Origin of the sequence: Duganella sp. OV510 (genome assembly GCF_900100205.1) — a bacterium.
GTDB lineage: Bacteria > Pseudomonadota > Gammaproteobacteria > Burkholderiales > Burkholderiaceae_D > Rugamonas.
Map to the genome: position 1 here is coordinate 248,413 of NZ_FNEQ01000004.1, position 25,223 is coordinate 273,635.

Here is a 25,223-nt window from a genome sequence, read left to right on the forward strand (position 1 = left end):
AGCTCCACAATGCGCTGCAGATAGTCCAGCTGACCTTTTATAACCGCCGCGAAGGCCACAGGGCCATGGATCTGTAGAACAATGCCCGGGTCAGCTGCGCTGACATCCAATGCGGAGACATGCATTCCGTGACTGACCTTCTACTTCTGCTTAGCCGAGAGCGCTTGCAGTATCGACTGCGGGATTTCGCGACAGCCGCAAGCTTTCGAGTGAGCCACGTGCCACTCGACGCGCTGCTGCAACGTCGGATTTTTCGGCATACGATGTTGCTCATGCCAAGCCCTATTAGTTTTCCCCATCGTAAGCCTCAAGAGCGGCGGGAAGTGCGCTAATCGCAACAGCGCCAACTGCGGGCAATCCAATCAACACAGCACTCAACACCTCCTGCCTCGACGCGCCGTGGGTCTTCGCTGACAGTACATGAAAAGGAATTCCCGAGGTATTGCCTGTCGCAGCAAGGACTGCAATATAGGCCAGTTCTTCGGTTTTCTTATCCAGGGTACTGGCCTCATCCAGGCCTTTTACCGCCTGCATCCACGCCTGTGCGTGCGCCGGCGCTTCCTGCATAAACAATGAAAATGCTTTTGATATGCTCATCGTTGTTCTCCGTTGATTATTCTCGTTACCGTAATTCCATCATCACCGCTTTTGCTATCCAGATCACTTTTGTGATTGAAACGATAAATTGTGCTCGTCTGAAAAGTTGTTATAGTCACTTTTCCTGACGTAGTCACTGGCGCCCAGCCATTGCGCCCCACTGTGACTTCTGATTCTCACCCAAGCCCGTGAGCATTTTTTGATACGAGGTGAGAATCATGCAACCAAGACTAAACCATCAATTCGCCCAAGTGGTAGAGCAGGCCATCGTGCTCGAAGCACTCAGTGGCGCCGCGACCGCGTGGGCCTATCTGGCTGCTTACGGCGTGCCGAAAGAAACCATCCTGCGCGTGCTGTCCACCGCATCGGTCCGGCGCAAGACAGACAATCCTTCCTCCAACGCCATCGAAAACTGCCGCTGAGCGCTCATGGGCCGATCGCGTATTTCTTCGACAAGGCGTCCACCTGCTGCGCGCCGTGGGCGCCGATCCAGTTCCACACCGCTTCCACTTGCTCGCGGTTGCGCTGATAGTAGTGGCGGTTGGCGCCCAGCCACATCGATGAGACGCGTACCGGCTTGTCCAGCCGCGTCACCTGCTTGCCGTAGCGCTTGGCGACGTAGGGATCGAGCGCGGCCGGCGTCATCAACGCCAGCGTGAAGCCGTCTACCCGCTTCAGGCGCAGCTTGTCCAGATTGTTCCAAGAGCTGAAACTGCCGTCGTCGACATGCAGGCCGGCGGCCTTCAGATATTCGGCCAGGATGGTGCCCTGGTTCACCGCCAGCACATGCGTCTTGAAATAGCTGGCCGGATCAGTATCGGCTGACAATCGATCACTGGAACGCACAAAGACATACGCCATGGTCCGCAATGCGCGGCGATGATCGGGTTCGCCGTTGACACTGGTGGCAATCAGATAACCAGCCTTATCATCAGCCGGCGTATCGGCTGGGGCGATGTCGATCACGCCACTGGTCAGCGCCAGGCGCACGCGCGCCACCGGTAGCCGCACCAGCTCGACCTGGCAGCCGACGCTGCGGAAAGCCTCACGGAACAATTCCACCAGCACGCCGGGCTTGACCGGGACGTCGCCGCCGTTGCCCATGTAGTATGGCGCGCGCTCACGGTCGGAATAGCCGATGCGCACCGGCATGCAAGGCGCTGCGGCGCGTGCACCGGTGCAGGCCAGTAACAATAAAACGATGCAGTACTTCATGCCACGAGTATAGCGGCTGATAGGCTACACTTGTCAGATCTTTATTCTTGACGGAGATGCCAGATGAACCGTAAGACTGCTGCCGATTTCGATCCGGAAGTGCTGAAGCTGTTCGATCAATACGTACACGGCCGCATCAGCCGTCGTGACTTCCTGTCGTCGGCCACGCGCTACGCGGTGGGTGGCGTGACGGCGGCCGGCCTGCTGACCGCGCTGAGCCCGAGCTTCGCCGCGCCGGTGATTACGTCGGACGACAAGCGCGTCAACGCCCGCTATGTCGAACTGCCTTCGCCGCAGGGCAATGGTACGGTGCGCGGTTATCTGGTGTCGCCGGCGGGCGCCAAGGGCAAGCTGCCGTTGGTGCTGGTGGTACATGAGAATCGCGGCCTGAATCCGCATATCGAGGATATCGCGCGCCGCGTTGCGCTGGACGGCTTTATCGCATTCGCGCCGGATGCGTTGCATACGCTGGGCGGCTATCCCGGCGATGAAGACAAGGCCCGCGCGCTGTTCGGCAAGCTGGACCAGGTCAAGACGCGCGCCGATTTCATCGCGGCCGCGCAGTGGCTGAAGCAGCAGCCGGAGGGCAATGGCAAGCTGGGCGTGGTGGGCTTCTGCTACGGCGGCGCCATCGCCAACTATCTGGCGACGCAGATGCCGGACTTGCTGGCGGCAGTGCCATTCTACGGATCGCAACCAAAGGCTGAAGAGGTGTCGCGCATCAAGGCCCATCTGCTGATCCACGACGCCAGCAAGGATGAACGCATCCTCGCCGGCTGGCCGAGCTATGAGGCGGCGTTGAAAGAGGCGGGTGTGAAATACGAGCACCACGTCTACCAGGGCGAGCACGGTTTTAACAACGACACCACGCCGCGCTACGACGAAGCCGCCGCCAAGCTCGCCTGGCAGCGGACCATTTCCTTCTTCCGCACCCGTTTGGCCTAAAACAAAGCTGCCATGACTTGGCCGCTATAGGCTGGGTCATGGCGGACACTGGCTCTGGAGCAAGCATGAAAACTCTCACCACCATCACAACTTGCGATGAAGATCAGTTCATCCAATACAGCCGTCGGGTTGCGCGGCTTATCGATCAGGGGAGCGAGCTGCCGGAGGAAAGCCACATCATGTTTGGCGATCCGGCCGACTTGCTTAAACTTTTACGCGCCGATAACCGAGCCTTGTTTAGTGCGATTAAAGATCATCCTGGCTCTGTCAGCGATATCGCTGAACATCTTCAGCGTCAGCCGAACGCGGTGCAGAGAGACATCAATGAACTGGAGCGCTTTGGCATTGTGGCGATAGAAAAGCGGCTCATACCAGATCACGGTTATGTGGAAGAAGTCCACCTCACTGCCAAACGATTCAAACTCGAAGCCGACTTGATTTGAAAAGCCCCGCCTTGTGGGCGGGGCCTGTGCACATTACGATTTGGCGAAGGCCAGGAAGTCGTTGTGGAACTTGTCTTTGTGCGTGTCGGTCAGACCGTGTGGTGCGCCTGGGTAGACGATCAGTTTCGAACCTTTGACGATCTTGGCCGAGGCGATGCCGGCGGCTTTGATCGGCACGATCTGGTCATCATCACCGTGGATGATCAGCGTTGGCTTGTCGAACTTTTTCAGGTCTTCGCGGAAGTCGGTTTCCGAGAAGGCTTTGATCGAGTCGTAGGTGTTTTTGAAGCCACCCTGCATGCCTTGGGCGTACCAGGCCTGGATGATGCCTTGCGACGGTTTGGCACCGGGACGGTTGTAGTTGTAGAACGGGCCGGAGGCGATATCCAGATACAGCTGGCCACGATCCTTGACCTGGCCGGCGCGGATGCCGTCGAACACTTCCAGTGGCAGGCCGTCGGGATTGTCAGCAGTTTTCAGCATCAGCGGAGGCACGGCCGAGATCAGGCCCAACTTGGCGATGCGTTTGGTGCCGTGACGGCCGACATAGCGTGCCACTTCGCCGCCGCCGGTTGAGAAGCCAGCCAGAATGATGTTCTTCAGATCCAGCGCTTCGATCAGTTGCGCCAGGTCGTCAGCGTAGTGGTCCATATCGTTGCCTTCCCAAGGCTGGCTCGAACGGCCGTGCCCACGGCGGTCATGGGTGATGACGCGGAAACCGTTATTCGCCAAGAAGAAGGCTGCCGATTCCCAGCTATCTGCATTCAGCGGCCAGCCGTGGCTCAGGATCACTGGCTGGCCGTTACGTGGGCCCCAGTCCTTGTAGTAGATCTCAACGCCGTCACGGGTGGTGATGGTGCTCGCGGTCTTAGTCACTTTGCCTGCCACAACCGGTGCGGCCTCAGCGCTGCCGCCAACCAGCGCAGCCAGAGGAATGGCGACAGCTGCCGCTGCGGCGCCAGCGCCACCAAACATTGCCGAACGACGGGACAGGCTGACTTGCTCTTGGGTATTTTTGCTCATGATAGGCTCCGAATTAGTTAGTTAACGATTTAATTGCGAACGACATGTACTCAATATATATCGCACACAATCCAATAGCAAGCTATTTTTAGAATTTTTATGGGGCCGCCCGCAGGCGGCCCACCTGATTACGACTTGGCGAAGGCCAGGAAGTCGTTGTGGAACTTGTCTTTGTGCGTGTCGGTCAGACCGTGTGGTGCGCCTGGGTAGACGATCAGTTTCGCACCTTTGACGATCTTGGCCGAGGCGATGCCGGCGGCTTTGATCGGCACGATCTGGTCGTCATCACCGTGGATGACCAGCGTTGGCTTGTCGAATTTTTTCAGATCTTCGCGGAAGTCGGTTTCCGAGAAGGCCTTGATCGAGTCGTAGGTGTTTTTGAAGCCACCCTGCATGCCTTGGGCGTACCAGGCCTGGATGATGCCTTGCGATGGTTTCGCGCCAGGACGGTTGTAGTTGTAGAACGGGCCGGAGGCGATATCCAGGTACAGCTGGCCACGATCCTTCACCTGGCCGGCGCGGATGCCGTCAAACACTTCCAGCGGCAGGCCGTCCGGATTGTCAGCAGTTTTCAGCATCAGCGGCGGCACGGCCGAGATCAGGCCCAGCTTGGCGATGCGTTTGGTGCCGTGACGGCCAACATAGCGTGCCACTTCGCCGCCGCCGGTTGAGAAGCCAGCCAGAATGATGTTCTTCAGATCCAGCGCTTCGATCAGTTGCGCCAGGTCGTCAGCGTAGTGGTCCATATCGTTGCCTTCCCAAGGCTGGCTCGAACGGCCGTGCCCACGGCGGTCATGGGTGATGACGCGGAAACCGTTATTCGCCAGGAAGAAGGCTGCCGATTCCCAGCTATCCGCATTCAGCGGCCAGCCGTGACTCAGGATCACTGGCTGGCCGTTACGCGGGCCCCAGTCCTTGTAGTAGATCTCAACGCCGTCGCGGGTGGTGATGGTACTCGCGGTCTTGGTCACCGGACCGGTGGTGGCGGCTTGCGCTTCGGAAGCGTTGCCCAGCGCGGCCAGCGGCAGGGCCACGGCAGCAGCAGCGGCGCCGACAGAGCTGAAGAATGCGTTGCGGCGGGACAGGTTGACGGTTGTGTTCATGATCTTCTTCCTTTTAGTCTATGTATGGATATGCAGTAGTTGTGCTACAGTCATTTCGTTCTGCAGCTGCGATGGAGTGAATCTTAGGCCCCGCAAAACGTTTGTGGAACAGACAACACTGCAAGCCCACTTTGCAAAAATGCAGACCCCCTCATGCCAACTAGCAACGACTTCGACTGGAATGACATCCCGCTGATCCTCGCGCTCGCCCGTAGCGGCAGCATGAGCGCCACCGGCCGCCAGTTGGGCGTCGATGCCTCGACCATCAGCCGCCGCATCGCCGCCGCCGAGAAGGCGCTGAAACTGCGCCTGTTCATCCGCGACAACACCGGCTACCAGCTGACCGACGCCGGCCAAGTCTTCGTCGAGCATGGCGAGGCGGTCTACGGCAACGTCCAGAGCATGCTGCAAGCCTCGTCGCAGGAGGCCGACGCCACCGCCGGCCCGGTCAACATTACCTCGATCGACTTCCTGTTCGATTACTGGCTGCTGGAACACGTCCCTGCCCTGCACGTCCAGCATCCCCATCTGCAACTGACGCTGCAGGCGGAAAACCAGAATCTCTCCTTCACCCGCCGCGAGGCCGATTTCGCGCTGCGTCTGGGCAAGCCAAGCGAAGACGCAGCGCTGGTGATGCGCAAGCTGGGCGACATGGGCTTCGCTGTCTACGGCCATGAAAAGTTCGCCGGCACGCCGCGCGGCTGCTGGGGCACGCAGCCGTGGATCGCCTATGACGACGCGCTGTCCGGCACCGGCGAGATGCAATGGCTGGCAGCGATGGAACCACAGCCACGCAAGGTGCTCAAGGTGAACAGCCTGAGCACGATGGTGCGCGCCGCCCGCGCCGGCGTCGGCATGGCGCTGCTGCCGTGCATCATGGGACAGCAGGAAGGCCTGCTGCGCATCGGCGCCACGGTCGAAGTGCAACGTGATATCTGGCTGCTCAGCCACCGCGACGCCGGTGGCATCGCCCGCTTTAAAACCGTCTCCGCCTGGCTGTCGCAGGTCTATACTGCCAACGAACACCTGTTGTGCGGCGCAGCTTTAAACCCTTAAAACGCATTCTGCCCCCCGTTTTTTGCAGTTCGTCACATCCCGGTGGATGGACGGATAGCCCTTGTCTATAGTTCACTCAACGCAACGAACTAACCACCCACAAGGAGCTCAAAATGAACATCGCAAAAAACATGGAAATCATCTTCGCCGCTGCTGTCGTTGTTGTCAGCGCCACCTCGTTCGCTACCGCTGCGGTCAACCCGCCAGTCATCAACATCAAGGCTGACTCGGTGAGCATCCCTAGCGTGACGGTCACTGCCAAGCGCCTGACCGCTGCTGAAAAAGCAGCCCTGTAATTCACACCCGACGACGGAGCGCATCATGAAAAAATATCTGAAGGCCGCGATGCTGGCGACGGTACTGGGCAGCGGCGCATACGCCGCGCAGGCCGCCGAGGTGATCAGCGAGAGCCGCAGCGTTGATGCGCGCGCCGTGAAAATCGAACTGGACGGCGTCATCAGCCTCAAGGTAAAGCAAGGCCCGACTGCGTCGCTGACGATCTACGGTGAACCGGACGCAGTAAAAAAAGTGGTGGTCGAACAGAGCGGCGAAACGCTGCACATCGGCACCAGCAAGATGAACAACATCAGCTTCGGCAACAAGCGCGAACTGCGCGCCGAACTGACGCTGCCGAATCTGCGCACACTGACTTCCGGCGGTGTCGGCGCCACCGAAATCAGTGGCTTCAACGGCGACAATCTGCGCCTGGCACTGGAGGGCGCGGGCTCGGTGAAAGTCGATGCGCAGTACCGCAATATCGATGCGCGTCTCGGCGGCGTGGGTGGCATGACCATCAACGGCGGCAAGAGCGACAACGTCGACTTGCAGTTGAACGGCGCCGGCCGCATCGAGGTGGTCGGCCAGACCAGGCAACTGAACGCCAGCCTTGGCGGCGTAGGCAGCCTGGATGCGGAGCAGCTGCACGCGGACGCCATCGACGTCCGGATGAGCGGCCTGGGTAGCGCGGCGCTGTACGCGAAAACCAGCGCCAGTCTGAAATTAACGGGCATGGGTTCGGCCAAGGTGTATGGCAACCCTACCAATCGTAACGCCAGCGCACGCGGCATGGGCAACGTGAGCTGGCAGTAAGGAACGCTCCGGCCTGCGTGGCCGGGCTATCGGAAACACATGGGTGTGTTTTTACCGTCCAAAAGGGGCCTCCCTTTCGGACGGTTTTTTTTAGTGCGCCTGCATCATGCGGTAGACCTGTATGGCAGCGGGGCCGATCAGCACCAGCATCAGCGTCGGGAAGATGCAGAAGACCAGCGGGAACAACAGCTTCAGCGCGATCTTGGCGGCGGCTTCCTCTGCCAGCACGCTGCGCTTGCCGCGCAGATTATCGGAATGGATGCGCAGCGAATCGCCCATGCTGGTACCGAAGCGCTCCGACTGAATCAGCATCGCCACCAGCGTGTCGACATCCTCCACGCCGCTGCGCAAGGCCAGGTTGCGCAAGGCGCGTTCCTTGGTGAATCCGGCGCGCATCTCCATCAGCACCAGTTGCAGCTCCTGCGCCAGCGCCATGCTCTTGATGTGGATCTCGCCCGCCACCTTGGCCAGCGCGCGTTCCAGGCTCAGGCCCGCCTCCACGCAAACGGTGAGCAGGTCGAGCGCATCGGGAAAGTTTTCGAATATCTCGCGGCTGCGCGTCGCCGCCTTGTGCGCCAGCACCGCGTTGGGCAGGTAGTAGCCTATGCCAGCAAACATCAGCAGCAGGGGCATCCATCCCTTTTGCAGCGCCAGCGCACCGATGGCAGGCAACACGAGCGCCAGCAAGGTCTTGGTGGCGAAGTACAATGATGGCGCCGATGCGCTGCGCCAGCCGGCGTTCATGAAGCGTGTGCGTAGCGGCGACTTCTCCCAGCCGTCCTCCGGCAGCGACAAGCGTGAAAACGGCTGCGCCACCTGTGCCACCTTTTCCACCCAGCCGGTGCTGGCCACATCGGGCGTGGCAGCGGTGGGTTCGATCACCTCGTTCAGCCGCTCGCGCAAGGCCACCGGCGAAAACGCCAGCAGCGCCGCCACCGCAATGCCAGCAGCGACCACGAACACTATCGCCAGGAATATGATCTGCGAGCCACCCATGCTGTCCTCCGTTCAGACGCGGATGCGTATCAGCTTGCGCATCCACAGCACGCCACTCACTGCCACCGCCAGCGAATACCACATCAATTTGACACCGACAGGATCTGTCCACAACACGCGCACATAGGCCGGATTGGCCAACGCCATCAGCGCCATCACGCCAAGCGGCAGCAGGCACAGCACCCAGGCCGACATGCGGCCTTCGGCAGACATTACCCTCACCTGCGACAACAACTTCAGGCGCGCGCGTATCAGGCGGCTGATATTGCCGAACACCTCGGCCAGGTTGCCGCCCGATTCGCGCTGGATCAGCACCGCGATCACCAGGTAACGCAGATCGGTCAGCGGCACGCGCAATGCCAGGTTGTGCAAGGCTTCATTCATCGGCACGCCATAGTTGATTTCCTCGTAGGCGAACTTGAATTCGGCGGCGATAGGATCGGGCATCTCTTCGCCGACCATCTGCATCACGTTGGCGAAGGAATGGCCGGCGCGCAGCGCGCGGCCGAGGAAGTCGGCCGCTTCAGGCAATTGCTCCTCCAGTTTGTGCAGGCGCGCGGCACGGATGCGCATCAACGTCAGCCAAGGCAATCCGGCAGCCAGCAGCAGTGTGCCGATGGCGGGCAACCACGGCATGCCGATGATCTTTGGCAGCAGCAGGCCTGCCGCCATCAGCATGAGCGAACAGCCAAGGAACTGCGCCACCGACCAACGCACACCAGCCTGCAATAGCAGGCGGTCCAGCGCTGCCAGGCGGCCAATGCGGCGCAGCTGTTTTTCCAGCGCGGGATGGCGGCTGTAGGTGCGGCGCTTGAGGATATCCACGCGCTCGATACCGCCCTGCCCGGACGCAGCCATCATGCGCAAACGCCGCGATATACGCCGCGCGGCGCCGCCATGCGCACCGGACCACCACAGCCAGCCGCCCTCTATCATCAGGATCACAGCCGCAAACAGCAGCACGACGAATGCGGTGAAGATGCCGTCCATGGTGCTTACTCGTAGATCTTGTCGGGATCGAACACCGCGTCCGGCACCGGCACGCCAAACATGCGCAGGCGGTCGGCAAAGCGGGGCCGCACACCGGTGGCGGAAAACTGTCCCTGCACCTTGCCATGCACGTCCACACCTTTCTGCTCGAAGCGGAAAATCTCGTGCATGGCGATCACCTCCCCTTCCATGCCGGTGACCTCTTGCAGGCTGACTAGCTTGCGCGTGCCATCGGTCAGGCGCGACACCTGCATCACCACCGTGACGGCGGAGCAGATCTGCTGCCGTGTCGCGCGCGGCGTCAGATTCACACCAGCCATGCCCACCATATTCTCCAGCCGCGACAGCGCATCGCGCGGCGTGTTGGAGTGGATGGTGGCCAGCGAGCCTTCATGGCCGGTGTTCATCGCCTGCAGCATATCCAGCGCCTCCGGCCCGCGTACCTCGCCGAGGATGATGCGGTCCGGCCGCATGCGCAACGCGTTGCGCACCAGCGAGCGCTGATTCACTTCGCCCTTGCCTTCGATATTCGGCGGCCGCGTTTCAAGCCGCACCACATGCGGCTGGCGCAGCGCCAGTTCAGCCGCATCCTCAATCGTGACGATGCGCTCGTGCGCGGGAATAAAGCCGGATAGAACATTCAACATGGTGGTCTTGCCGGAGCCGGTGCCGCCAGATACCAGGATATTGATCTTTGCCTGGCCCAGCGCTTTCAGCACCTCCACCATCGGCGGCGTCAGGCTGCGGAAGTCCAGCAGGTTGTCGATGCTGAGCGGGTTGACCGCAAAGCGGCGTATCGACAGGATCGGTCCATCGATCGCCAGCGGCGGAATGATGGCGTTGACGCGCGAGCCATCCGGCAAGCGCGCATCGACCATCGGGCTGGATTCGTCCACCCGCCGGCCCACGCGCGAAACGATCTTTTCAATGATCTTCATCAGGTGGGCGTTATCGTTGAAGGTCGTCTCGGTCAGTTCCAGCTTGCCCGCGCGTTCGACATACACCCTGGCCGCCGTGTTGACCAGGATGTCGGACACGCCAGGGTCGGCCAACAGCGGCTCCAGCGGCCCAAAGCCCAGCATCTCGTGCTGGATGTCCAGCACCAGGTTGTGCCGCTCATGCTGATTGAGCACGATGCGCTCATCCTCGATGATGCGCTGGACCAGCAGCGCCAGCTCGTGCTTGAACTGCTCCGGTGTCAGCCGCTTCAGCCGTTCCAGGTCGATGCGATCGAGGATAGTCTGGTGCATGCTCTTCTTCAGATCCTGGTAGGCTGCGGCAGCCAGGCCCGGAAGGCCATTGGCGGCGCGGCCCTCGTCCGCATGTGACAGGCGTTCGCGTAAGCTCATCATCATCCTCCATCGTTGCGGCCAAAGATGCGATCAAATAGCCCTTTGCTCTCGGCGACGCGACGTGCCGCCACCAGTTCCACCAGTTCCGCCAGGCTGCGCGCCACGGCGCTGGCGCGCGACAGCTGCAGCACCGGTATTCCCTGATTGACGGAGTCCGTCGCGGACAGGTAATCATTGGGCACCGTGTGCACCACATCCGCGCCCAGCGCCTGCTCCAGATCCATCAGGCGCAGCTTGCCGCCCTTCTCGTAGCGGTTGACGATGAGCCGCGTGCGCTCGCTCGGATAGCCCAGCGAGCGGAAAATGTCCAGCAGGCGGCGGCCGTCGCGGATATCCGGCAGCGCCAGTTGCAGCACCGGATAGATGGTGTCCGCCTGGTCCAGCGCACGTAGCGAAATGGCGTCGATCTGCCGGCCGACATCCAGCACCACGAAGTCATAGTGCTGGCGCGCGATGCGCAGGATGGTATCCATATGTTCCGGCTTCATGTCGACCGTGCGGTTGGGATCATCCGCTGCCGCCAACACGCCGAAATTGGAGGCCACGTGAACCAGGCAGGAATCGAGGAAGGCGCCATCCATGCGGCTGATCTGCGCGCAGATGTCGGACAGCGTCATCGCCGGCTTCTGGTCCGACACATACAGCGTGGCGTCGCCGAACTGGCCGTGCAGGTCGATCAGCAACACCTTCTTGTCCGCCAGCGCGGCCAGCGCGTAGCCGAAGTTGGTCGATAAAAAGGTCGCGCCGCTCCCCCCCTTGCAGGAAATGAAGGCCAGCACCTTGCCCTCGCGGACGGGACTCAGGCCGGTCGCCACCTCGATCCGGTCCATCGCCTCGTGGAAAGCGCGGTGTACCAGCGGCAGCGGCAGCACTTCGCGCATGCCGGCGCGCATGGCGCGTATCAGCAAGTCCTGTTGCGGGTCGCGCGTCAGCAGCATGAAAGTGGCCGATGGATACTGCTTGCCCAGGCGTTCAACCAGGTCGCCTTCTTCGCCGGCGATGTCGCTGGCGTCCAGCACCACCAGCTCCGGCATTTCGGACAGCGGGCGTTCCACCGCATCGCGCAGGCCGTTGCGCGACGCTACCAGTTGCACCGCCGGCATGCGTGCCGATCCTTGCGCCGCGAGCTCCGCGTGCAGCAGGCTGTCCTTGCTGACCATCAGCGCTTTCATTTGGCGGCTCCACTCACCAGCGCTGGCTGCTGTGCCTCGCCGCTGGCTTTCTGATAGCGTTCGTAAGCGGCACGCGCGGCGCGACCGTCCATGCCCGCCACCGGATCGGTGTTATGGGCGGCGGCGGGATCGGCCACCTGTTGCATCAGCGCCGTGCGCGTATCGAGGCCAAAGCGGCTGTCCCAGTGTGGCGTGGTGCTGGTGCAGGCGGACAAGGCGCCGGCCAGCAGTATCGGTAGGTAACGCATCATCACTCCTTGCTGGAAGGTTCCGGCGCGCCTTCCATGCGGCCGCCCAGGAACAGGCTGGTACGGCCTGGCGTGGTGACGCTGTCAGTCGGCAGTTGGTAGTTGGCGGGTAGCGGCCGCACCAGATGCGGCGTTACGACAAACAGCAGCTCGGTGCGGTCCTGCTGGAAGTCGGTGCTGCGGAACAGCGCGCCCAGCACCGGCAGTTCGCCGAGAATGGGCAGACCGTGGATGTTGGAACTCTGGCTGTTCCTGATCAGGCCACCAATGGCGAAGCTTTGGCCGTCGTACAACTCCACCGTGGTGCTGGCGCGGCGCGTGGTGAACAGCGGCAGCACGGCGGTGCCGGAGAAGCCTGCGGCCGAGATGCCGATGCCTTCACGCGATATCTCGGACACTTCCGGCGCCACGCGCAGATTGATGCGGCCGCCCGCCAGCACGGTGGGCGTGAAGCGCAAGCCAACACCGAATTCCTTTTCATCCAGCGTGACCTTGTTGTTGTCCTGCGCGACCGGCACCAGGATGCGGCCACCGGCGAGGAAGCTGCCCTCCTGGCCACTGACCGCCATCACCGTCGGCTCGGCCAGCATGCGCACCAGCGCATCTTTCTTGTCTGCGGCGATGGCGCCGCGTGAGCCGATTCTCAGCAGGCCTTTCAGCGTGTCACTGACAAGGCTGGTGGTCAGACTGCTGGCCCAGCTGCCACCGCCAAAACGCAGCGACACATTGGCTTCCAGCTTGTCCAGCAGTGACTTGGACACTTCCGCGATTTTCACCTCCAGCATCACTTGCTGCGGCGCGCCGACATTGAGGAAATTGACGATGCGGGCGCTGGCCTGCGCGGCGGCGCTGCTGGCCGATTGCGCCGAGGCGGACGTACCCTCGCTGCGCTTGCCATCCAGCGCCAGCGGCTGGGCCGGACGCCGCACGAAGGCGGTGGCCAGTTCCAGCACGCGCGCGGCGGTGGGCGCATCATCGACGGTGCCGCTGATGACCAGCGTGTCACCGGCGGCGCTGACGTGGATATCCTTCTGCTCAGGCATCAGCGCGGCAAGGGCCTGCTGCAAGGCACCGGGATCGATACCGACGATCACTTCCACAACGTTGCACAAGCCGCTGCGACCCTGCACGATCATATTGCTGCTGCCGATGTCGACGCCAACCACATACAGCGTATCCGGCGCCACCAGCATCGCCTGCAGCACCGCTGGGTTGCCGATGCTGCGTGCCTGCACTGTTTCCGGCATGCGCATCAGCGTTGATTTTCCGGGTTGCAGCGTCAGGTTGATCGGCTGCGCCGCCTGGCCGGTGCAACGCAGGCTGCCGCTATCGGCAGGCGCCGGCTCGGGCCGGGGTTGCGCGGCGACCGGTGCCGCCCGTAATGGTGCGGCCAGCGTCAGGGCGGCGCATAGCGCCCAAGCATGGAGGTGGCGGTCCATGGCGCGCTCACAGGCATTCCTGCGAGCGCTGCGCGCCCGCGATGACACCGACACAGAACTGTGTACGTTGCGCTGTGGCCGCGACCTGCACCTGCGGCCGCGCCACCGGCGTCAGCGCAGTTGCAGTGGCCGGCGACGCCGGCGCAGCAGCAACCGCTACCTGCTGCCGCGCATGCGTGCCAAGCAGCGTGCCCTTGGTAGCGCCATCCGTGGTACCGGGGCGGGGATCGACCTGGTTGCGCAGCACCAGTGACAAGGTGCCGACGCTGCGCGCCAGGTCCAGGTTCTCGGCCTGTTCCGGCGTCACCTCCAGCGTCACCGCGTTGACCACGCGCGGCCTGGTCTCATCGCGTCCCACTTCCTGCGCTACCGCCAGCACCAGTATCCGCTCCAGCACGATCTTGGAGATGGCGCTGTCATTGGCCTGTGTGTTGACAATGATGTCGACGAAGTTCCCCGGCAGCGCGAATCCCGCCACGCCCACCACATCGTTGACGCGCACAGTGATGGCGCGCTTGCCCTCTGCAATCAGCGCCGACAGGCCGCCCAGCGTGCCGGAAGGCGCCAGCTTGGCGTCGCTCAGCGGCTCGTCACGCAGCACGCTGGTTTTCAGCACGCGGCCAACCAGCTTGCTGGTATCGGTCAGCGCGCCGCGCGGCAGACTGTCCGCCGGCCAGTCGATCTGCCGGAGCATCTCTGGCGTCAGCCGCTGGCCCAGGCTGACGTCTGCTGCCGCCACCACAATCTTGTTGGATGCGCCCGGCGTCTGCCGCAGCAGCCAGCGCGAAGCCAGCGCCACCGCCGCCAGTCCGAACACGATGGCCAAGGCCATCATCAACACTGCGCGCCGGTTCTTCATGCTATCCGAGGCTCCACAACATCGTCCACCGTACGCGTTCCGGCATCGGCAAACATGCTGACCCAGGCCTGCTCCAGCGTCGCCACCGACAGCCGCGCCGGTTCGCCGAGGTAGCCGGCAAAGTCGGCCACGCGTCCGATAATCTCGCGCGGGTAGCAGGCCAGCAGAGGCAGGGCGCTGCCCGCGTGCAGTTCATCGAGCAGATAGCGCAGCGCTGTCTCGTCATACGCCACGCCCATGCTCAGGCACTGCTGGCGGAATAGCGTGCGATAGCTGGCGGTGCCCAGCGCGCCAACTGGAATCTTGTAGCCGACGCGACGCAGCGCTGCCTCGTCCAGCAGCATCGATGGCGACTGGCTGGTGGCAAATACCAGCCGCAGGCGGCACGGTACATGGAAATGATAGCTGCCCGCCAGCGACAGCACGCTGCGGCCCGCCTCCTGCGCTTGCGCAAAGCGGTCCAGCAGTTCGGCGGCCGGCATGCGCTGGCGCCCCAGGTCGTCGACGATCAGCAGGCCGTTGTTGGCCTTCATCTGCGGCGGCGCGCGGTAGCAGCCGCTGGCCGCATCCAGTTGCAGGTCCAGCATGGCCGCATCCAGCGCGCCATCCAGCACCACCACGGGACGCTGGCACAGTACCCAGCGCGGATCGCTGCTGCGCCGCTCAGGCGACGGTTGCGACAAGCGCGCCTGGCGTGGCGACGGCGGACGATGCACCGCCGCGTCATGCACCTGCACGATATCCTGTCCCACCACCACGGCGTGCGGCACCGCCACCAGGCCTTGCAGCAGGCCGCCCAGGCGGCGCGCCAGCAGCGACTTGCCGCTGCCGGAGGGACCGTACAGCAGCATGCTGCGGCCGGCGTGCATGGCAGCGCCCAGCATGCGCTGCACCGCTGGCGCCAGGAAGTCGTCGGAGAATTCAGCCGCCAGTTCCTCGGCGCCCGGCGGTGGCGCCTGCAAGGCCTGGCGTTCGACCATGGCGCGATAGGCTTCCAGCGTCACCGGCGCCGGCCCCGCATACGGGCAACGTTCCAGCCACGCACTGGCGCGCTGCTTGCCGGTGCTGGTCAGCTGATATTGAACGTCGATGTCGGAGTCGCCGCGCCACGCCACTTCCGCCACGTGTTCGGCCACCATGAAATCGAGCACTTCGCGCAGCACATTGATTGACAGGTGCAGCCGGGTGGTCAGCACCGGCAGGTGGCTCTTGCCGCCCAGGTACAGCGCCTTCGCGGCCAGTTCGACAATCAACTGCTGCGGCAGGCCGGTGTCGCGCACCGATTTCGGCTGCGGCGGCAACACGGACTCCGGCTCGGCGTCAAGCAGCTGGGTGTAAGGGAATGGTGGTTCCAGGGCAAGCATCGTAATCTCCGCAAGGAAATAGTTCGGCGTGGAATCAAGTCTATCCACCTGTGCCGTGTGGACATTGACTTGAAGCAAGCTCTGTTCAGCGATGCGTCGAGACGATGAAACCGACCGTGGCCAGCGCCACCGCCACGCCATATGGGATGCCGCCCGCGCTGGCTGACGGCGGCAAAGGAACCGGCAGCAGCGGCACGCCGAGCAGGCGCAGCAGCAGTGGCTTGCAGATCAACGCCAGGTTGCGCATGCCCTGCCGCCAGCGGCCGCTGAATAGCAGCAGTGTCAGCGCCATCACGCCGCCGGTGACATACGCCAGCGCGGCGATTTTCAACGCCGCGCCCGGCCCGGTAAAGCTGCCAACCATGGCCATCAGCTTGACATCACCGGCGGCCATGCCGCGCAGCAGGTACAGCGGCAGGAATAAAAAAAAACCGGCCATGGCGCCGGCGAACCAGTGCGATAGCGGCGCCCACGGTGGTCCGGCGAGCAGGTGCAGCAGCAGCGCCAGCACCAGGCCGCTGAGGATCAGCACGTTAGGAATCTTGCGCATGGCCAGATCGGTCAGCGCCGCCTGGGCAACCAGGCAGATCAGGATTACTTCGATGGCGTTCAACATGAGGAGGCTCCGCGAAAAGGCTTTCCAGCCTGGCTGCGACTGGAAAGCCCTGGTGCTTACGGATTCTTGATGTGATCGGCGATGGCCTCGAAGGCATCGCCCAGCGCCGGCCCCAGATAGGCAAACGCCGTCATCACGGCGGTTACCATGGTTGCCGCGATCAGGCCGTATTCGATGGCCGTGATCCCATCTTCGTCACGCGCAAACTCCTTTGCCATTGCAATCAGCGAGTTCATGTCGTACTCCTTGGGTTAGTCCATAAAAAAACCTCTGGCGCGTTCCGCTGCACCATTGCTTTCAACTATACGGACGCTGCATTTATTGGAGTTGATGAGACGCAAGTTTTCCGTGTGGAATCTTTTTTAGTCTATGATGAAGATGAGTGTCGGAAAAAGATCGCATTCTTTCGGAATGTAAGTTTTTTTTCGCACACATGAATTGCCTCAATTGCAAAAAGCTATTATCCTGATCAGCTGTTTTTTGGAAAGGCAAATGGATTCCCTACTGAAACACATGGTGGACATGACCGGTCACCGTGATCACACGATGCTCGACATCTCGGTGATTTCGGCGGTGCAGGAGCTTGCCCGCGCCAGTCAGGTCCGTGTGCTTACTCTGGCGACAGTCAGGGGAAAGGTGTTTGTCCGTCCGCGCGCTGTCATCCGTAACGGTGAACCGGCACGCATGGTTGATACCACCGACCAGCAACATCCCGGCGATCCGGTCGAGCGTTACCCGGCGCTGGCGCAATGCATCGCCCGCCATGAATCCGGCGCCGATGTCGCCAACGAAGCCGACGAGCACACGCTGTGGCTGCCAATCTGGTTGGGTGACAAGGCGGATACCTGCCTGGAAATCGTCAATCCGACGCCATACACCAGTGAAACCATCCACGTCATCGGCGGCATCGTCAGTGTCTACCGCAATTTCCAGAACCTGCTGGATTACAGCGAACGCGATTCGCTGACCGGCCTGCTGAACCGCAAGACGTTTGACGACCAGCTGTCCAAGATGCTGGCCGCCAGCACCGAGCAGGACGCCATCACGCTGCCGGGCGAGCCGGAACGCCGGGCCCACTGTGACGAAGAAAAGCAATGGCTGGCCGTGGTGGACGTCGACCATTTCAAGCACGTTAACGACCGTTTCGGCCATTTGTACGGCGATGAGGTGCTGATCCTGATCGCCAACCTGCTGACCTCGTCATTCCGCGCGCAAGACCGCGTGTTCCGTTTCGGCGGCGAGGAATTTGTCGTGCTGCTGCGTTCGGCCACCTTGGACAATGCCAAGAAAATCATCGAGCGCTTCCGCATGAACGTGGCGGCGCATGACTTCCCGCAAGTTGGCAAGGTGACGGTGAGTGTGGGCTTTGTCAGCATCAGCGCGCTGGAAGCGCCGGTGATCATTCTTGGCCACGCCGACCAGGCGCTGTACTACGCCAAGAGCCATGGCCGCAATCTGGTGTGCCACTACGACGAGCTGGTCAGCGGCGGCCTGCTGCAGGCCATCGAATCCAACGATACCGCCGAATTCTTCTAAGCGACGCTGAGGAAGCGCATCGGATCGACATTCCACTTGGCCGGCGATTCGTGGCCGACAATCTTGTCGCCGCCGCCAAAGCCCAATCCGCGCGACAAATCAATGGTTTCCGGCTTGATGTAGACGTTCTTCTTGGTGTGGAAGAACACATTGACCTTGGGCGCCAGCAGATTGGTTTCATGCGGCTCGATCACCACGCCCAGGCGCCCCGATTCCAGCAGCACCATCGTGCCCACCGGATAAATCCCCACGCAGCGCATGAATTCCTGCGCATATTGCGGATTGAAATGGAACTTGCTCCACTCATAAATCTTGCGTAGCGCCGCTGCCGCCGGCATGCCCTTGTGATAGCACCGATCGGCGGTAATGGCGTCGTACACGTCGACAATAGCGGCCATCTGCGCCAATTCGCTGATCTGGTCATTGGCCTGCTTGCCCGGATAGCCGCTGCCGTCGCGGCGCTCGTGGTGGTGCAGCGTGATATCCAGCGGAATCGGGCCGATCTCCGGCGATTGCTTCAGGATGTTGTAGCCATCTTCCGGATGCTTCTTGATGACGGCGAACTCCTCGTCGGTCAGCGGCCCCGGCTTGTTGAGGATGTGATCCGGCACCAGCGCCTTGCCGGTATCATGCAGCAAGCCGCCCAGGCCGGCCTGGTGAGTGATGTCGGCCGGCAGGTTGCGTGAGCGGCAAAACGCCACCAGCAGCGTGCACACGCTGACCGAGTGCAGGAAAGTGTAGTCGTCCTTGTTCTTGATGCGCAGCAGGCCGACCAGCGCGCCCGGATTGCGCAGGATGGACTCGGTAATATTTTGCACCACCGGTTGTACCTGGTCCAGCTCGATGGCCTTGCCGAGGCGCGCATCCTGCATCACACTACGCACCAGCGTCGACGCCTGGTGGCGGATCTGCACCGCGCGCTGCATTTCTTCGCCCAGCGACACGCGCGTCTGCACCGGCGCCTTGGCCACCATCTCGACGATTTCGCGCTCGGTGGCAGCTTGCGCTTCGGCCAGCGTCGGCGCATCCTCAATGTCCAGGCCCTTGGAACTGTCTATGACAACATCGTGGATGCCAGCGTTGAGGATCTTGCGGATTTCATCGTCGCTGGACAGCAGAAAACGGTTGCGGACAAATGGGTGGGTCATCCAGTCGCAGCTCAGGTCGTGGATATACATGCCGATTTTAAGCTGGGAGGAATCGACTTTCTTTAACATACGAATACCCATCAAATAGAAGCTGGACACTACCCCGTCATGCATCCAGTATAACAAAACGTTTCCTACCGAAATTTAAATTTACATGGAACTACGCCAGCTGCGTTATTTTGTTGCTATCGTCGATCACGGTTCGCTGTCGCGCGCGGCGCTGATCCTGCACGTCGCCCAACCCGCGCTGACCCAGCAATTGCGCCAGCTGGAGGCGGAATTGGGCGTGCAGTTGCTGCACCGGACCGCCCAGGGCGTGCTCAGCACCGATGCCGGCAAGGTCTTCTACGAACACGCCCAGGCCATCCTCAAGCAGGTGGCAGACGCGCGCTCGGCGGTGGCGCAATCGGCCGAGCGGCCCAGCGGCAGCGTCACGCTGGGACTGCCGCACAGCATCTCCGGCGCGCTGGCCCTGCCCTTGCTGACCGCGACCCGTGCCCAATATCCCGAGATCACACTGCAGCTGACCGAAGAGCTGACCGGCAATCTGAGCGACCAGCTGAAGTCCGGTCGCGTCAACCTGGCCGTGCTGTTTGACGATGGCCAGCTGAGCCAGTTCGCCACCGCGCCGCTGGCGGAAGAGGAACTCCATTTCATCTGCCGCGCCGATGCAGCGTACGCCAGAGGTGAGCATTCACTTACACTACAACAGGCATTGGCGACCACATTAATCTTGCCTGGCCTGCAACACGGCGTGCGGCCACGGATCGAAAGCGTGGCGCGCGCGGCCGGACTCAGCGTCGGTAATGTGATCGAAATCAACTCCATTGCCATCCTCAAGTCCGCGCTGCTGGCGGACATGGGCGCGACCCTGCTGCCATCGGCACCTGTCCTGGACGAATTGCAGCGTGGCGCCTTGCGCGCGCAGCGCATCCATACCCCCTCGATTTCCCGCACAGTTGTATTGTGTTCTTCACGCAACATTCCGCTGACCAACGCTGCCGCCGCAATCAGCAAGCTGGTGGGACAGGTCAGCGCGCAACTGATCAGTTCCGGAACGTGGCCGGGAACGCACACGCTGGAGTAGACGGTAAATTTCCATATGGAAATATAATAGTGAGGTTAATCAGAAAGGAACCTCATGTCCCACCGTCTCCGCCTGCTGGCGCTGAGCCTACTTTGCAGCAGCGCCCACGCCGCCACGCCGTACAATCCCTATTTAATGAAGCAGCCGTTTTTCGAGCTGATCGAGCGCGAAGCTACCGACCCGCTCGAACTTGGCGACATTGACGTTGCTATCCTTACCACTGCCGACCAATGCGATCCGAAGATCAAGAAAACCTTCTTCGGCAGCTCAGCGGGCAGCAACCAGCAACTGGTGCAGTCATGGATCTGCACCGGCTTCGCCGCCAGCGCCACCGATCCTGAACAGAAGCTGGCGATGCACCCGATTACCATCGACACGTATCCAGACCAGCCATCCCCGGTACCGGCCACGGTGGCCGAGCTGGGCGAGCGCGCTGGCACGCGGCGCTATATCGCCCTGGTCGACTGGCGTGTGAGTGATTTTGTCACCCCGGTCAATTGCGGCTTCTTCTGCACATTCCGTCTGAATACGCCGATGGAGATCGCGGTGGTCGACCGCCAGCGCGGGAAAACCGTCTGGCATGCGCGCTATGTCAACCAGGGCGGTTATTCAGGCACCAAGTACGACCCGAAAGAAGCGTTTTATGCCGGCGCCGCCAACATCCAGCATGCGCTGAGCCAACTGGTCAGCAGCGAAAAAGCCCGCCGCGCACTGGCCGATGCCGGCATCAGCTCGGTCCCTGCGCTGCAACCTGGCGCGCTGGCGCTGGCCCCGGCCGCCAACCTGATCTTCATCAATGACAGCCGCAGCAGCCCGCGCCACGAAACCTATATCCACGAGATCCCCACCACCTTCTCGTTGAAAAAGATGGATGACAGCGACGACAAGGCCGCACGCTTCATGCCAAGCTATCACGGCTATCTGGCGTTCACGCTCCCGCCCGGAAAATACAAGCTGAAGGTTGGCAAGAGCGAACGGCTGATCGATGTCACCGCCGATAGCAAGCCGCTCTACTTGAGCGAAACCAAGGACTTGTTCGGCGGCGGCTCCTCGACCGATGAAGTAGCGGAAGCCAAGTTGCTGAACCTGTTCGGCGATGCGGCCAACTGGGCGTTGCCCGAGGCTACGCCGGCAGCGGCCAGCAAGAACCGTCCGCTACGCTGGGCGCCACAGATCGCCCCGTAGAGCCATCACTTTTTCTTATACCCCTATCGGCATTCGGTATTTCCGTATACGTCAACTCGCGCCCATACTGGGAGTCAGCCGCCAACCAGGCGGCATGACGGCTTGAGCCTGGCACGTCCACCCGGCGTTTCCCTGTTCGAGCACGATCCAATGACAAAAACGGAGACACCGCCATGCCAGACGGCACCAGCTCGCTCACGTCCGTGAGCCTCGACGACAAATACACTTCCACCAACGGCAAGATCTTCCTGTCCGGCATCCAGGCGCTGGTGCGCCTGCCGATGATTCAGCACGTGCGAGACAAGACCGCCGGCCTGCATACCGCCGGCTTCATTTCGGGCTATCGCGGTTCGCCGCTGGGCGGCCTGGATGAGAACCTGTGGAAGGCCAAGCCGCACCTGGAAACGCACAATGTGCAGTTCGTGCCGGGTGTGAACGAAGACCTGGCGGCGACAGCGGTGTGGGGCTCGCAGCAGGTGGACCTGATTGGCGAATCGAAGTACGACGGCGTGTTCGCGATGTGGTACGGTAAAGGCCCTGGCGTCGACCGGTGCGGCGATGTATTCAAGCACATGAACCACGCCGGTACGGCGAAACACGGCGGCGTGCTGCTGGTGGCGGGCGACGACCACGGCGCGTATTCGTCCACGCTGCCGCACCAGTCGGACCACATCTTCTCGGCCTGCATGGTGCCGGTGCTCTACCCTTGCAATGTGCAGGAATACCTGGACCTGGGCGTGCATGGCTGGGCCATGTCGCGCTTCTCCGGCTGCGCGGTGGCTTTCAAGGCGCTGGCGGACACGGTGGAATCGTCGGCCTCGATCGACGCCGATCCGTTCCGCGTCGACGTCAAGATACCGAAAGACTTCGTCATGCCGCCCGGCGGCCTGAATGCCCGCCTGTCCTCCGTGCCGCTGGGCCAGCAGGCACGCAATCAGGAAGCGCTGATGCAGGACTACAAAATCTACGCCGCGCTGGCCTATGCGCGCGAGAACAAGCTGAATCACACCACCATCGATTCGAAGGATGCGAAGCTGGGCATCATCGCCTCCGGCAAATCGTATCTGGACGTGCTGGAAGCGCTGGAAGAACTGGGCATCGATGAAGCGATGGCCGCCGAGGTTGGCCTGCGCCTGTTCAAGGTGGCGATGCCATGGCCGCTGGAGCCGGACAGCGTACGCGAGTTTGCCCAAGGCCTTGATGAGATTCTGGTGGTGGAAGAGAAGCGCCAGTTCGTCGAATACCAGCTAAAGGAACAGCTGTACAACTGGCGCGACGATGTGCGTCCACGCGTGATCGGCAAGTTCGACGACAAGGGCGAATGGGTGGCGCCGCGCGGTGAATGGCTGCTGCCGCCGAAGGCTGACTTCTCGGTATCGCAGGTGGCACGCGTGATCGCCAGCCGCGTCGCGCGCTACATCAGCGATGCGCACATCGAGCAGCAGATCAAGGCTCGCCTGACCTTCCTCGATGAGAAGGATGCGGTGCTGAAGAAGGCCATCAATACACCTTTCCGTCCAGCGTTCTACTGCTCCGGATGCCCGCACAATACCTCGACCAAGGTGCCGGACGGTTCGTTCGCATTGGCCGGCATCGGCTGTCACGTGATGGCCACCTCGATCTACCCCGAGTACAACAAGCTGACCACGCACATGGGCGGCGAAGGTGCGCCATGGATCGGCCAGGCCGCGTTCTCGAAAGTGCCGCACGTGTTCCAGAATCTCGGCGACGGCACCTACTTCCACTCCGGCTACCTGGCGATCCGCGCGGCGGTGGCGGCGCGCGTGAACATCACTTACAAGATCCTCTACAACGACGCGGTGGCCATGACCGGCGGCCAGCCGGTGGACGGCCAGACCTCGGTGCCGATGATCGCGCAACAGATGGCAGCTGAAGGCGTCAAGCGCATCGCGCTGGTGACGGAAGACCTGGCGCGCTACACCGACCGCAGCGCCCTGCCCGCCATCGTCTCGCTGCACGACCGCAAAGACATGGATGCAGTGCAGCGCGAGCTACGAGAAATTTCCGGCGTATCGGTACTGATCTACGACCAGACCTGCGCCGCCGAGAAACGCCGCCGCCGTAAAACCGGCGCGTATCCGGACATCGCCAAGCGCATGGTCATCAACGAAGCCGTATGCGAAGGCTGCGGCGACTGCGGCATTCAATCGAACTGCGTGTCCATCCTGCCGAAGGAAACGGAATTCGGCCGCAAGCGCACCATCGATCAATCGTCCTGCAACAAGGACTACTCGTGCGTGAAAGGCTTCTGCCCAAGCTTCGTCACGGTGGAAGGCGGCGCGCTGAAAAAAACCAAGGCTGGCGCCACGCAAACCGATGACGGCTGGGATGCGCTGCCCGCGCCTGTGCTGCCGGAGTGCGATCATCCGTACAACATCCTCATCAACGGCATTGGCGGCACCGGCGTCATCACCGTCGGCGCGCTGATGGGCATGGCCGCGCACATCGAAGGCAAAGGCGCATCGGTGCTGGACATGACCGGCATGTCGCAGAAAAACGGCTCGGTCACGTCGCACGTGAAGATCGCGCGCACGCCATCGCACTTGCGTGCGCAACGGATCGCCACCGGTGAGGCGGACGTCATCCTCGGCTGCGACATGCTGACTGCCGGCGCCGCCGACGCGGTATCGAAGATGCGTCCGGGCCGCACGCTGGCCATCGTCAACCTGCACGAACAGCCACCCGGCACCTTCGCGCAAAACGCCGACTGGCAATACCCGGCCGCCGATGTGCGCGCGCTGATCGAGGAATCGGTCGGCGACGGCGCGGCGGACTTCATCGACGCCACCAAGCTGGCCACCGCCTTGATGGGTGATTCGATCGCCGCCAACCTGTTCATGCTGGGCTACGCCTGGCAACGCGGCCGCATCCCGCTGAAAGAAGAATCGCTGCTGCGCGCGATTGAACTGAATGGCGTGGCCGTCGGCTCGAACAAGAAGAGCTTCCTGTGGGGCCGCCGCGCCGCCGTGGACCTGAAGCGCGTCGAACGCGTGGCAACGCCAGCGCAGCCTATCGTGCTGCAAATGCCGCAAAGCCTGGACAGCATCGTCGCCAAGCGCATGGAATTCCTCACCGCGTATCAGAACGCCGCCTATGCCAACACCTATTCGGAACTGGTGGCACAAGTACGCGCGCGCGAAACGGCGCTGGGCCTGAACAACAAGCTGTCCACCGCAGTCGCCAAGTACTATTTCAAGCTGATGGCCTACAAGGACGAATACGAAGTGGCGCGCCTGTACACCGATGGCCGCTTCGTCGAACAGCTCAAGCAGCAATTCGAGGGCAACTTCAGCGTGAAGTTCAACCTGGCGCCACCACTGTTTGCCAAGAAGGACGGCAAGGGCCATCTGGTAAAGGCGGAATTCGGCTCGTGGATGTGGGGCGCTTTCAAGCTGCTAGCCAAATTCAAGGGTCTGCGCGGCGGCGCCTTCGACCTCTTCGGCTACACCGAAGAGCGCAAGATGGAGCGCGCGCTGATCGCCGAATACCGCGACATGGTGATGACGCTGACCGGGCAGCTGAACGCGGACAACCACGCCACCGCTGTGGACCTGGCCTCGCTACCGGAGAAGGTGCGCGGCTTTGGCCACGTGAAGGAAGCCGCCGTCGCCACCTTCCGCGCCGACAAGACCCGCCTGCTGACGCAATTTGCCGAACAGCGCGCCGCCTGAGCCGTCTTCCCGCGCACGCGGGAACCCATACACATTTGACGTTTACGTAAACGTCATATAATGAACAA

At 62.0% G+C, this 25,223-nt stretch carries 25 protein-coding genes; 10 read left to right on the plus strand and 15 right to left on the minus strand.

The annotated features are described in order from the left end of the window. Nucleotides 1-285: 285 nt before the first annotated feature. Nucleotides 286-597, minus strand: coding sequence for a carboxymuconolactone decarboxylase family protein (locus tag BLS51_RS13415; protein ID WP_090189116.1), 312 nt, complete (start codon nucleotides 595-597; stop codon nucleotides 286-288). 218 nt (nucleotides 598-815) lie between these two features. On the opposite strand from BLS51_RS13415, the gene BLS51_RS29330 reads away from it, so the two are divergent. Next, on the plus strand, nucleotides 816-1,019 hold the full coding sequence (locus BLS51_RS29330; protein ID WP_139168702.1) for a hypothetical protein: 204 nt from the start codon (nucleotides 816-818) through the stop codon (nucleotides 1,017-1,019). Between the two features lie 4 nt (nucleotides 1,020-1,023). Here BLS51_RS29330 and BLS51_RS13420 read toward each other — a convergent pair whose 3' ends face one another. Then, nucleotides 1,024-1,812 carry a substrate-binding periplasmic protein gene (locus tag BLS51_RS13420; RefSeq protein ID WP_139168703.1) on the minus strand — a complete coding sequence of 263 codons (789 nt, stop codon included), beginning with the start codon at nucleotides 1,810-1,812 and terminating at the stop codon, nucleotides 1,024-1,026. Between the two features lie 63 nt (nucleotides 1,813-1,875). On the opposite strand from BLS51_RS13420, the gene BLS51_RS13425 reads away from it, so the two are divergent. Further along, nucleotides 1,876-2,757, plus strand: a complete 882-nt coding sequence (locus tag BLS51_RS13425; protein WP_090189111.1) for a dienelactone hydrolase family protein — start codon at nucleotides 1,876-1,878, stop codon at nucleotides 2,755-2,757. A 65-nt stretch (nucleotides 2,758-2,822) separates the two neighbouring features. Further along, nucleotides 2,823-3,200, plus strand: coding sequence for an HVO_A0114 family putative DNA-binding protein (locus BLS51_RS13430; protein WP_090189109.1), 378 nt, complete (start codon nucleotides 2,823-2,825; stop codon nucleotides 3,198-3,200). A gap of 33 nt (nucleotides 3,201-3,233) precedes the next feature. Here the strand turns inward: BLS51_RS13430 and BLS51_RS13435 are convergent, their stop codons facing one another. Both BLS51_RS13435 and BLS51_RS13440 read right to left on the minus strand, forming a co-directional pair. Next, complete coding sequence (locus BLS51_RS13435; protein ID WP_090285747.1) at nucleotides 3,234-4,223, minus strand: alpha/beta fold hydrolase; 990 nt, start codon at nucleotides 4,221-4,223, stop codon at nucleotides 3,234-3,236. A 128-nt stretch (nucleotides 4,224-4,351) separates the two neighbouring features. Continuing rightward, nucleotides 4,352-5,326 carry an alpha/beta fold hydrolase gene (locus tag BLS51_RS13440; RefSeq protein WP_090285750.1) on the minus strand — a complete coding sequence of 325 codons (975 nt, stop codon included), beginning with the start codon at nucleotides 5,324-5,326 and terminating at the stop codon, nucleotides 4,352-4,354. Between the two features lie 153 nt (nucleotides 5,327-5,479). Here BLS51_RS13440 and BLS51_RS13445 point away from each other — a divergent pair, with 153 nt between their 5' ends. From BLS51_RS13445 to BLS51_RS13455, 3 genes are all read left to right on the plus strand, one after another. Further along, on the plus strand, nucleotides 5,480-6,382 hold the full coding sequence (locus tag BLS51_RS13445; RefSeq protein ID WP_090189107.1) for a LysR family transcriptional regulator: 903 nt from the start codon (nucleotides 5,480-5,482) through the stop codon (nucleotides 6,380-6,382). 113 nt (nucleotides 6,383-6,495) lie between these two features. Then, nucleotides 6,496-6,678 carry a hypothetical protein gene (locus BLS51_RS13450; RefSeq protein WP_090189105.1) on the plus strand — a complete coding sequence of 61 codons (183 nt, stop codon included), beginning with the start codon at nucleotides 6,496-6,498 and terminating at the stop codon, nucleotides 6,676-6,678. Nucleotides 6,679-6,703: 25 nt separating this feature from the next. Further along, nucleotides 6,704-7,471 (plus strand): GIN domain-containing protein, encoded by a 768-nt coding sequence (locus tag BLS51_RS13455; RefSeq protein WP_090189103.1) that lies wholly within the window; start codon nucleotides 6,704-6,706, stop codon nucleotides 7,469-7,471. A gap of 90 nt (nucleotides 7,472-7,561) precedes the next feature. Here BLS51_RS13455 and BLS51_RS13460 read toward each other — a convergent pair whose 3' ends face one another. The 10 genes from BLS51_RS13460 to BLS51_RS13505 all read right to left on the minus strand — a co-directional run bounded on the left by BLS51_RS13460 (nucleotide 7,562) and on the right by BLS51_RS13505 (nucleotide 16,743). Continuing rightward, nucleotides 7,562-8,467, minus strand: a complete 906-nt coding sequence (locus tag BLS51_RS13460) for a type II secretion system F family protein (RefSeq protein WP_090189101.1) — start codon at nucleotides 8,465-8,467, stop codon at nucleotides 7,562-7,564. 12 nt (nucleotides 8,468-8,479) lie between these two features. Further along, complete coding sequence (locus BLS51_RS13465) at nucleotides 8,480-9,457, minus strand: type II secretion system F family protein (protein ID WP_090189099.1); 978 nt, start codon at nucleotides 9,455-9,457, stop codon at nucleotides 8,480-8,482. 5 nt (nucleotides 9,458-9,462) lie between these two features. After that, the gene (locus BLS51_RS13470; RefSeq protein WP_090189096.1) at nucleotides 9,463-10,806 is read right to left on the minus strand and encodes a TadA family conjugal transfer-associated ATPase; all 1,344 of its coding nucleotides are present in this window, start codon (nucleotides 10,804-10,806) and stop codon (nucleotides 9,463-9,465) included. A 2-nt stretch (nucleotides 10,807-10,808) separates the two neighbouring features. Then, a complete protein-coding gene (locus BLS51_RS13475; protein ID WP_090189093.1) occupies nucleotides 10,809-11,981 on the minus strand; it encodes a CpaE/TadZ family protein in 1,173 nt (390 codons plus the stop codon). Beyond that, on the minus strand, nucleotides 11,978-12,232 hold the full coding sequence (locus BLS51_RS13480) for a hypothetical protein (protein WP_090189089.1): 255 nt from the start codon (nucleotides 12,230-12,232) through the stop codon (nucleotides 11,978-11,980). Before BLS51_RS13480 ends, BLS51_RS13475 begins: the two co-directional genes overlap by 4 nt. Beyond that, nucleotides 12,232-13,668 carry a type II and III secretion system protein family protein gene (locus BLS51_RS13485; RefSeq protein WP_090189087.1) on the minus strand — a complete coding sequence of 479 codons (1,437 nt, stop codon included), beginning with the start codon at nucleotides 13,666-13,668 and terminating at the stop codon, nucleotides 12,232-12,234. Before BLS51_RS13485 ends, BLS51_RS13480 begins: the two co-directional genes overlap by 1 nt. 7 nt (nucleotides 13,669-13,675) lie before the next feature. After that, the gene (gene cpaB, locus BLS51_RS13490; protein ID WP_090189085.1) at nucleotides 13,676-14,527 is read right to left on the minus strand and encodes a Flp pilus assembly protein CpaB; all 852 of its coding nucleotides are present in this window, start codon (nucleotides 14,525-14,527) and stop codon (nucleotides 13,676-13,678) included. Next, entirely contained in the window at nucleotides 14,524-15,891 is a 1,368-nt protein-coding gene (locus BLS51_RS13495; RefSeq protein ID WP_090189082.1) for an ATP-binding protein, read from the minus strand. The genes cpaB and BLS51_RS13495 overlap by 4 nt, the downstream gene beginning before the upstream one ends. An 85-nt stretch (nucleotides 15,892-15,976) precedes the next feature. Continuing rightward, nucleotides 15,977-16,507, minus strand: coding sequence for an A24 family peptidase (locus BLS51_RS13500; protein WP_090189079.1), 531 nt, complete (start codon nucleotides 16,505-16,507; stop codon nucleotides 15,977-15,979). Nucleotides 16,508-16,563: 56 nt separating this feature from the next. Further along, complete coding sequence (locus tag BLS51_RS13505; protein ID WP_090189076.1) at nucleotides 16,564-16,743, minus strand: Flp family type IVb pilin; 180 nt, start codon at nucleotides 16,741-16,743, stop codon at nucleotides 16,564-16,566. Nucleotides 16,744-16,999: 256 nt separating this feature from the next. Here BLS51_RS13505 and BLS51_RS13510 point away from each other — a divergent pair, with 256 nt between their 5' ends. Then, a complete protein-coding gene (locus tag BLS51_RS13510) occupies nucleotides 17,000-18,043 on the plus strand; it encodes a GGDEF domain-containing protein (protein ID WP_090189074.1) in 1,044 nt (347 codons plus the stop codon). Here the strand turns inward: BLS51_RS13510 and BLS51_RS13515 are convergent. Next, entirely contained in the window at nucleotides 18,040-19,260 is a 1,221-nt protein-coding gene (locus BLS51_RS13515; protein WP_090189072.1) for an HD-GYP domain-containing protein, read from the minus strand. The genes BLS51_RS13510 and BLS51_RS13515 overlap by 4 nt on opposite strands. An 85-nt stretch (nucleotides 19,261-19,345) precedes the next feature. On the opposite strand from BLS51_RS13515, the gene BLS51_RS13520 reads away from it, so the two are divergent. The 3 genes from BLS51_RS13520 (at nucleotide 19,346) to BLS51_RS13530 (ending at nucleotide 25,155) form a co-directional block, all read left to right on the plus strand. Continuing rightward, nucleotides 19,346-20,278, plus strand: a complete 933-nt coding sequence (locus tag BLS51_RS13520; RefSeq protein WP_090189068.1) for a LysR substrate-binding domain-containing protein — start codon at nucleotides 19,346-19,348, stop codon at nucleotides 20,276-20,278. Between the two features lie 54 nt (nucleotides 20,279-20,332). Then, complete coding sequence (locus BLS51_RS13525) at nucleotides 20,333-21,463, plus strand: hypothetical protein (protein WP_090285753.1); 1,131 nt, start codon at nucleotides 20,333-20,335, stop codon at nucleotides 21,461-21,463. Nucleotides 21,464-21,636: 173 nt separating this feature from the next. Beyond that, on the plus strand, nucleotides 21,637-25,155 hold the full coding sequence (locus BLS51_RS13530) for an indolepyruvate ferredoxin oxidoreductase family protein (RefSeq protein ID WP_090189063.1): 3,519 nt from the start codon (nucleotides 21,637-21,639) through the stop codon (nucleotides 25,153-25,155). The last annotated feature ends 68 nt before the right edge of the window (nucleotides 25,156-25,223 follow it).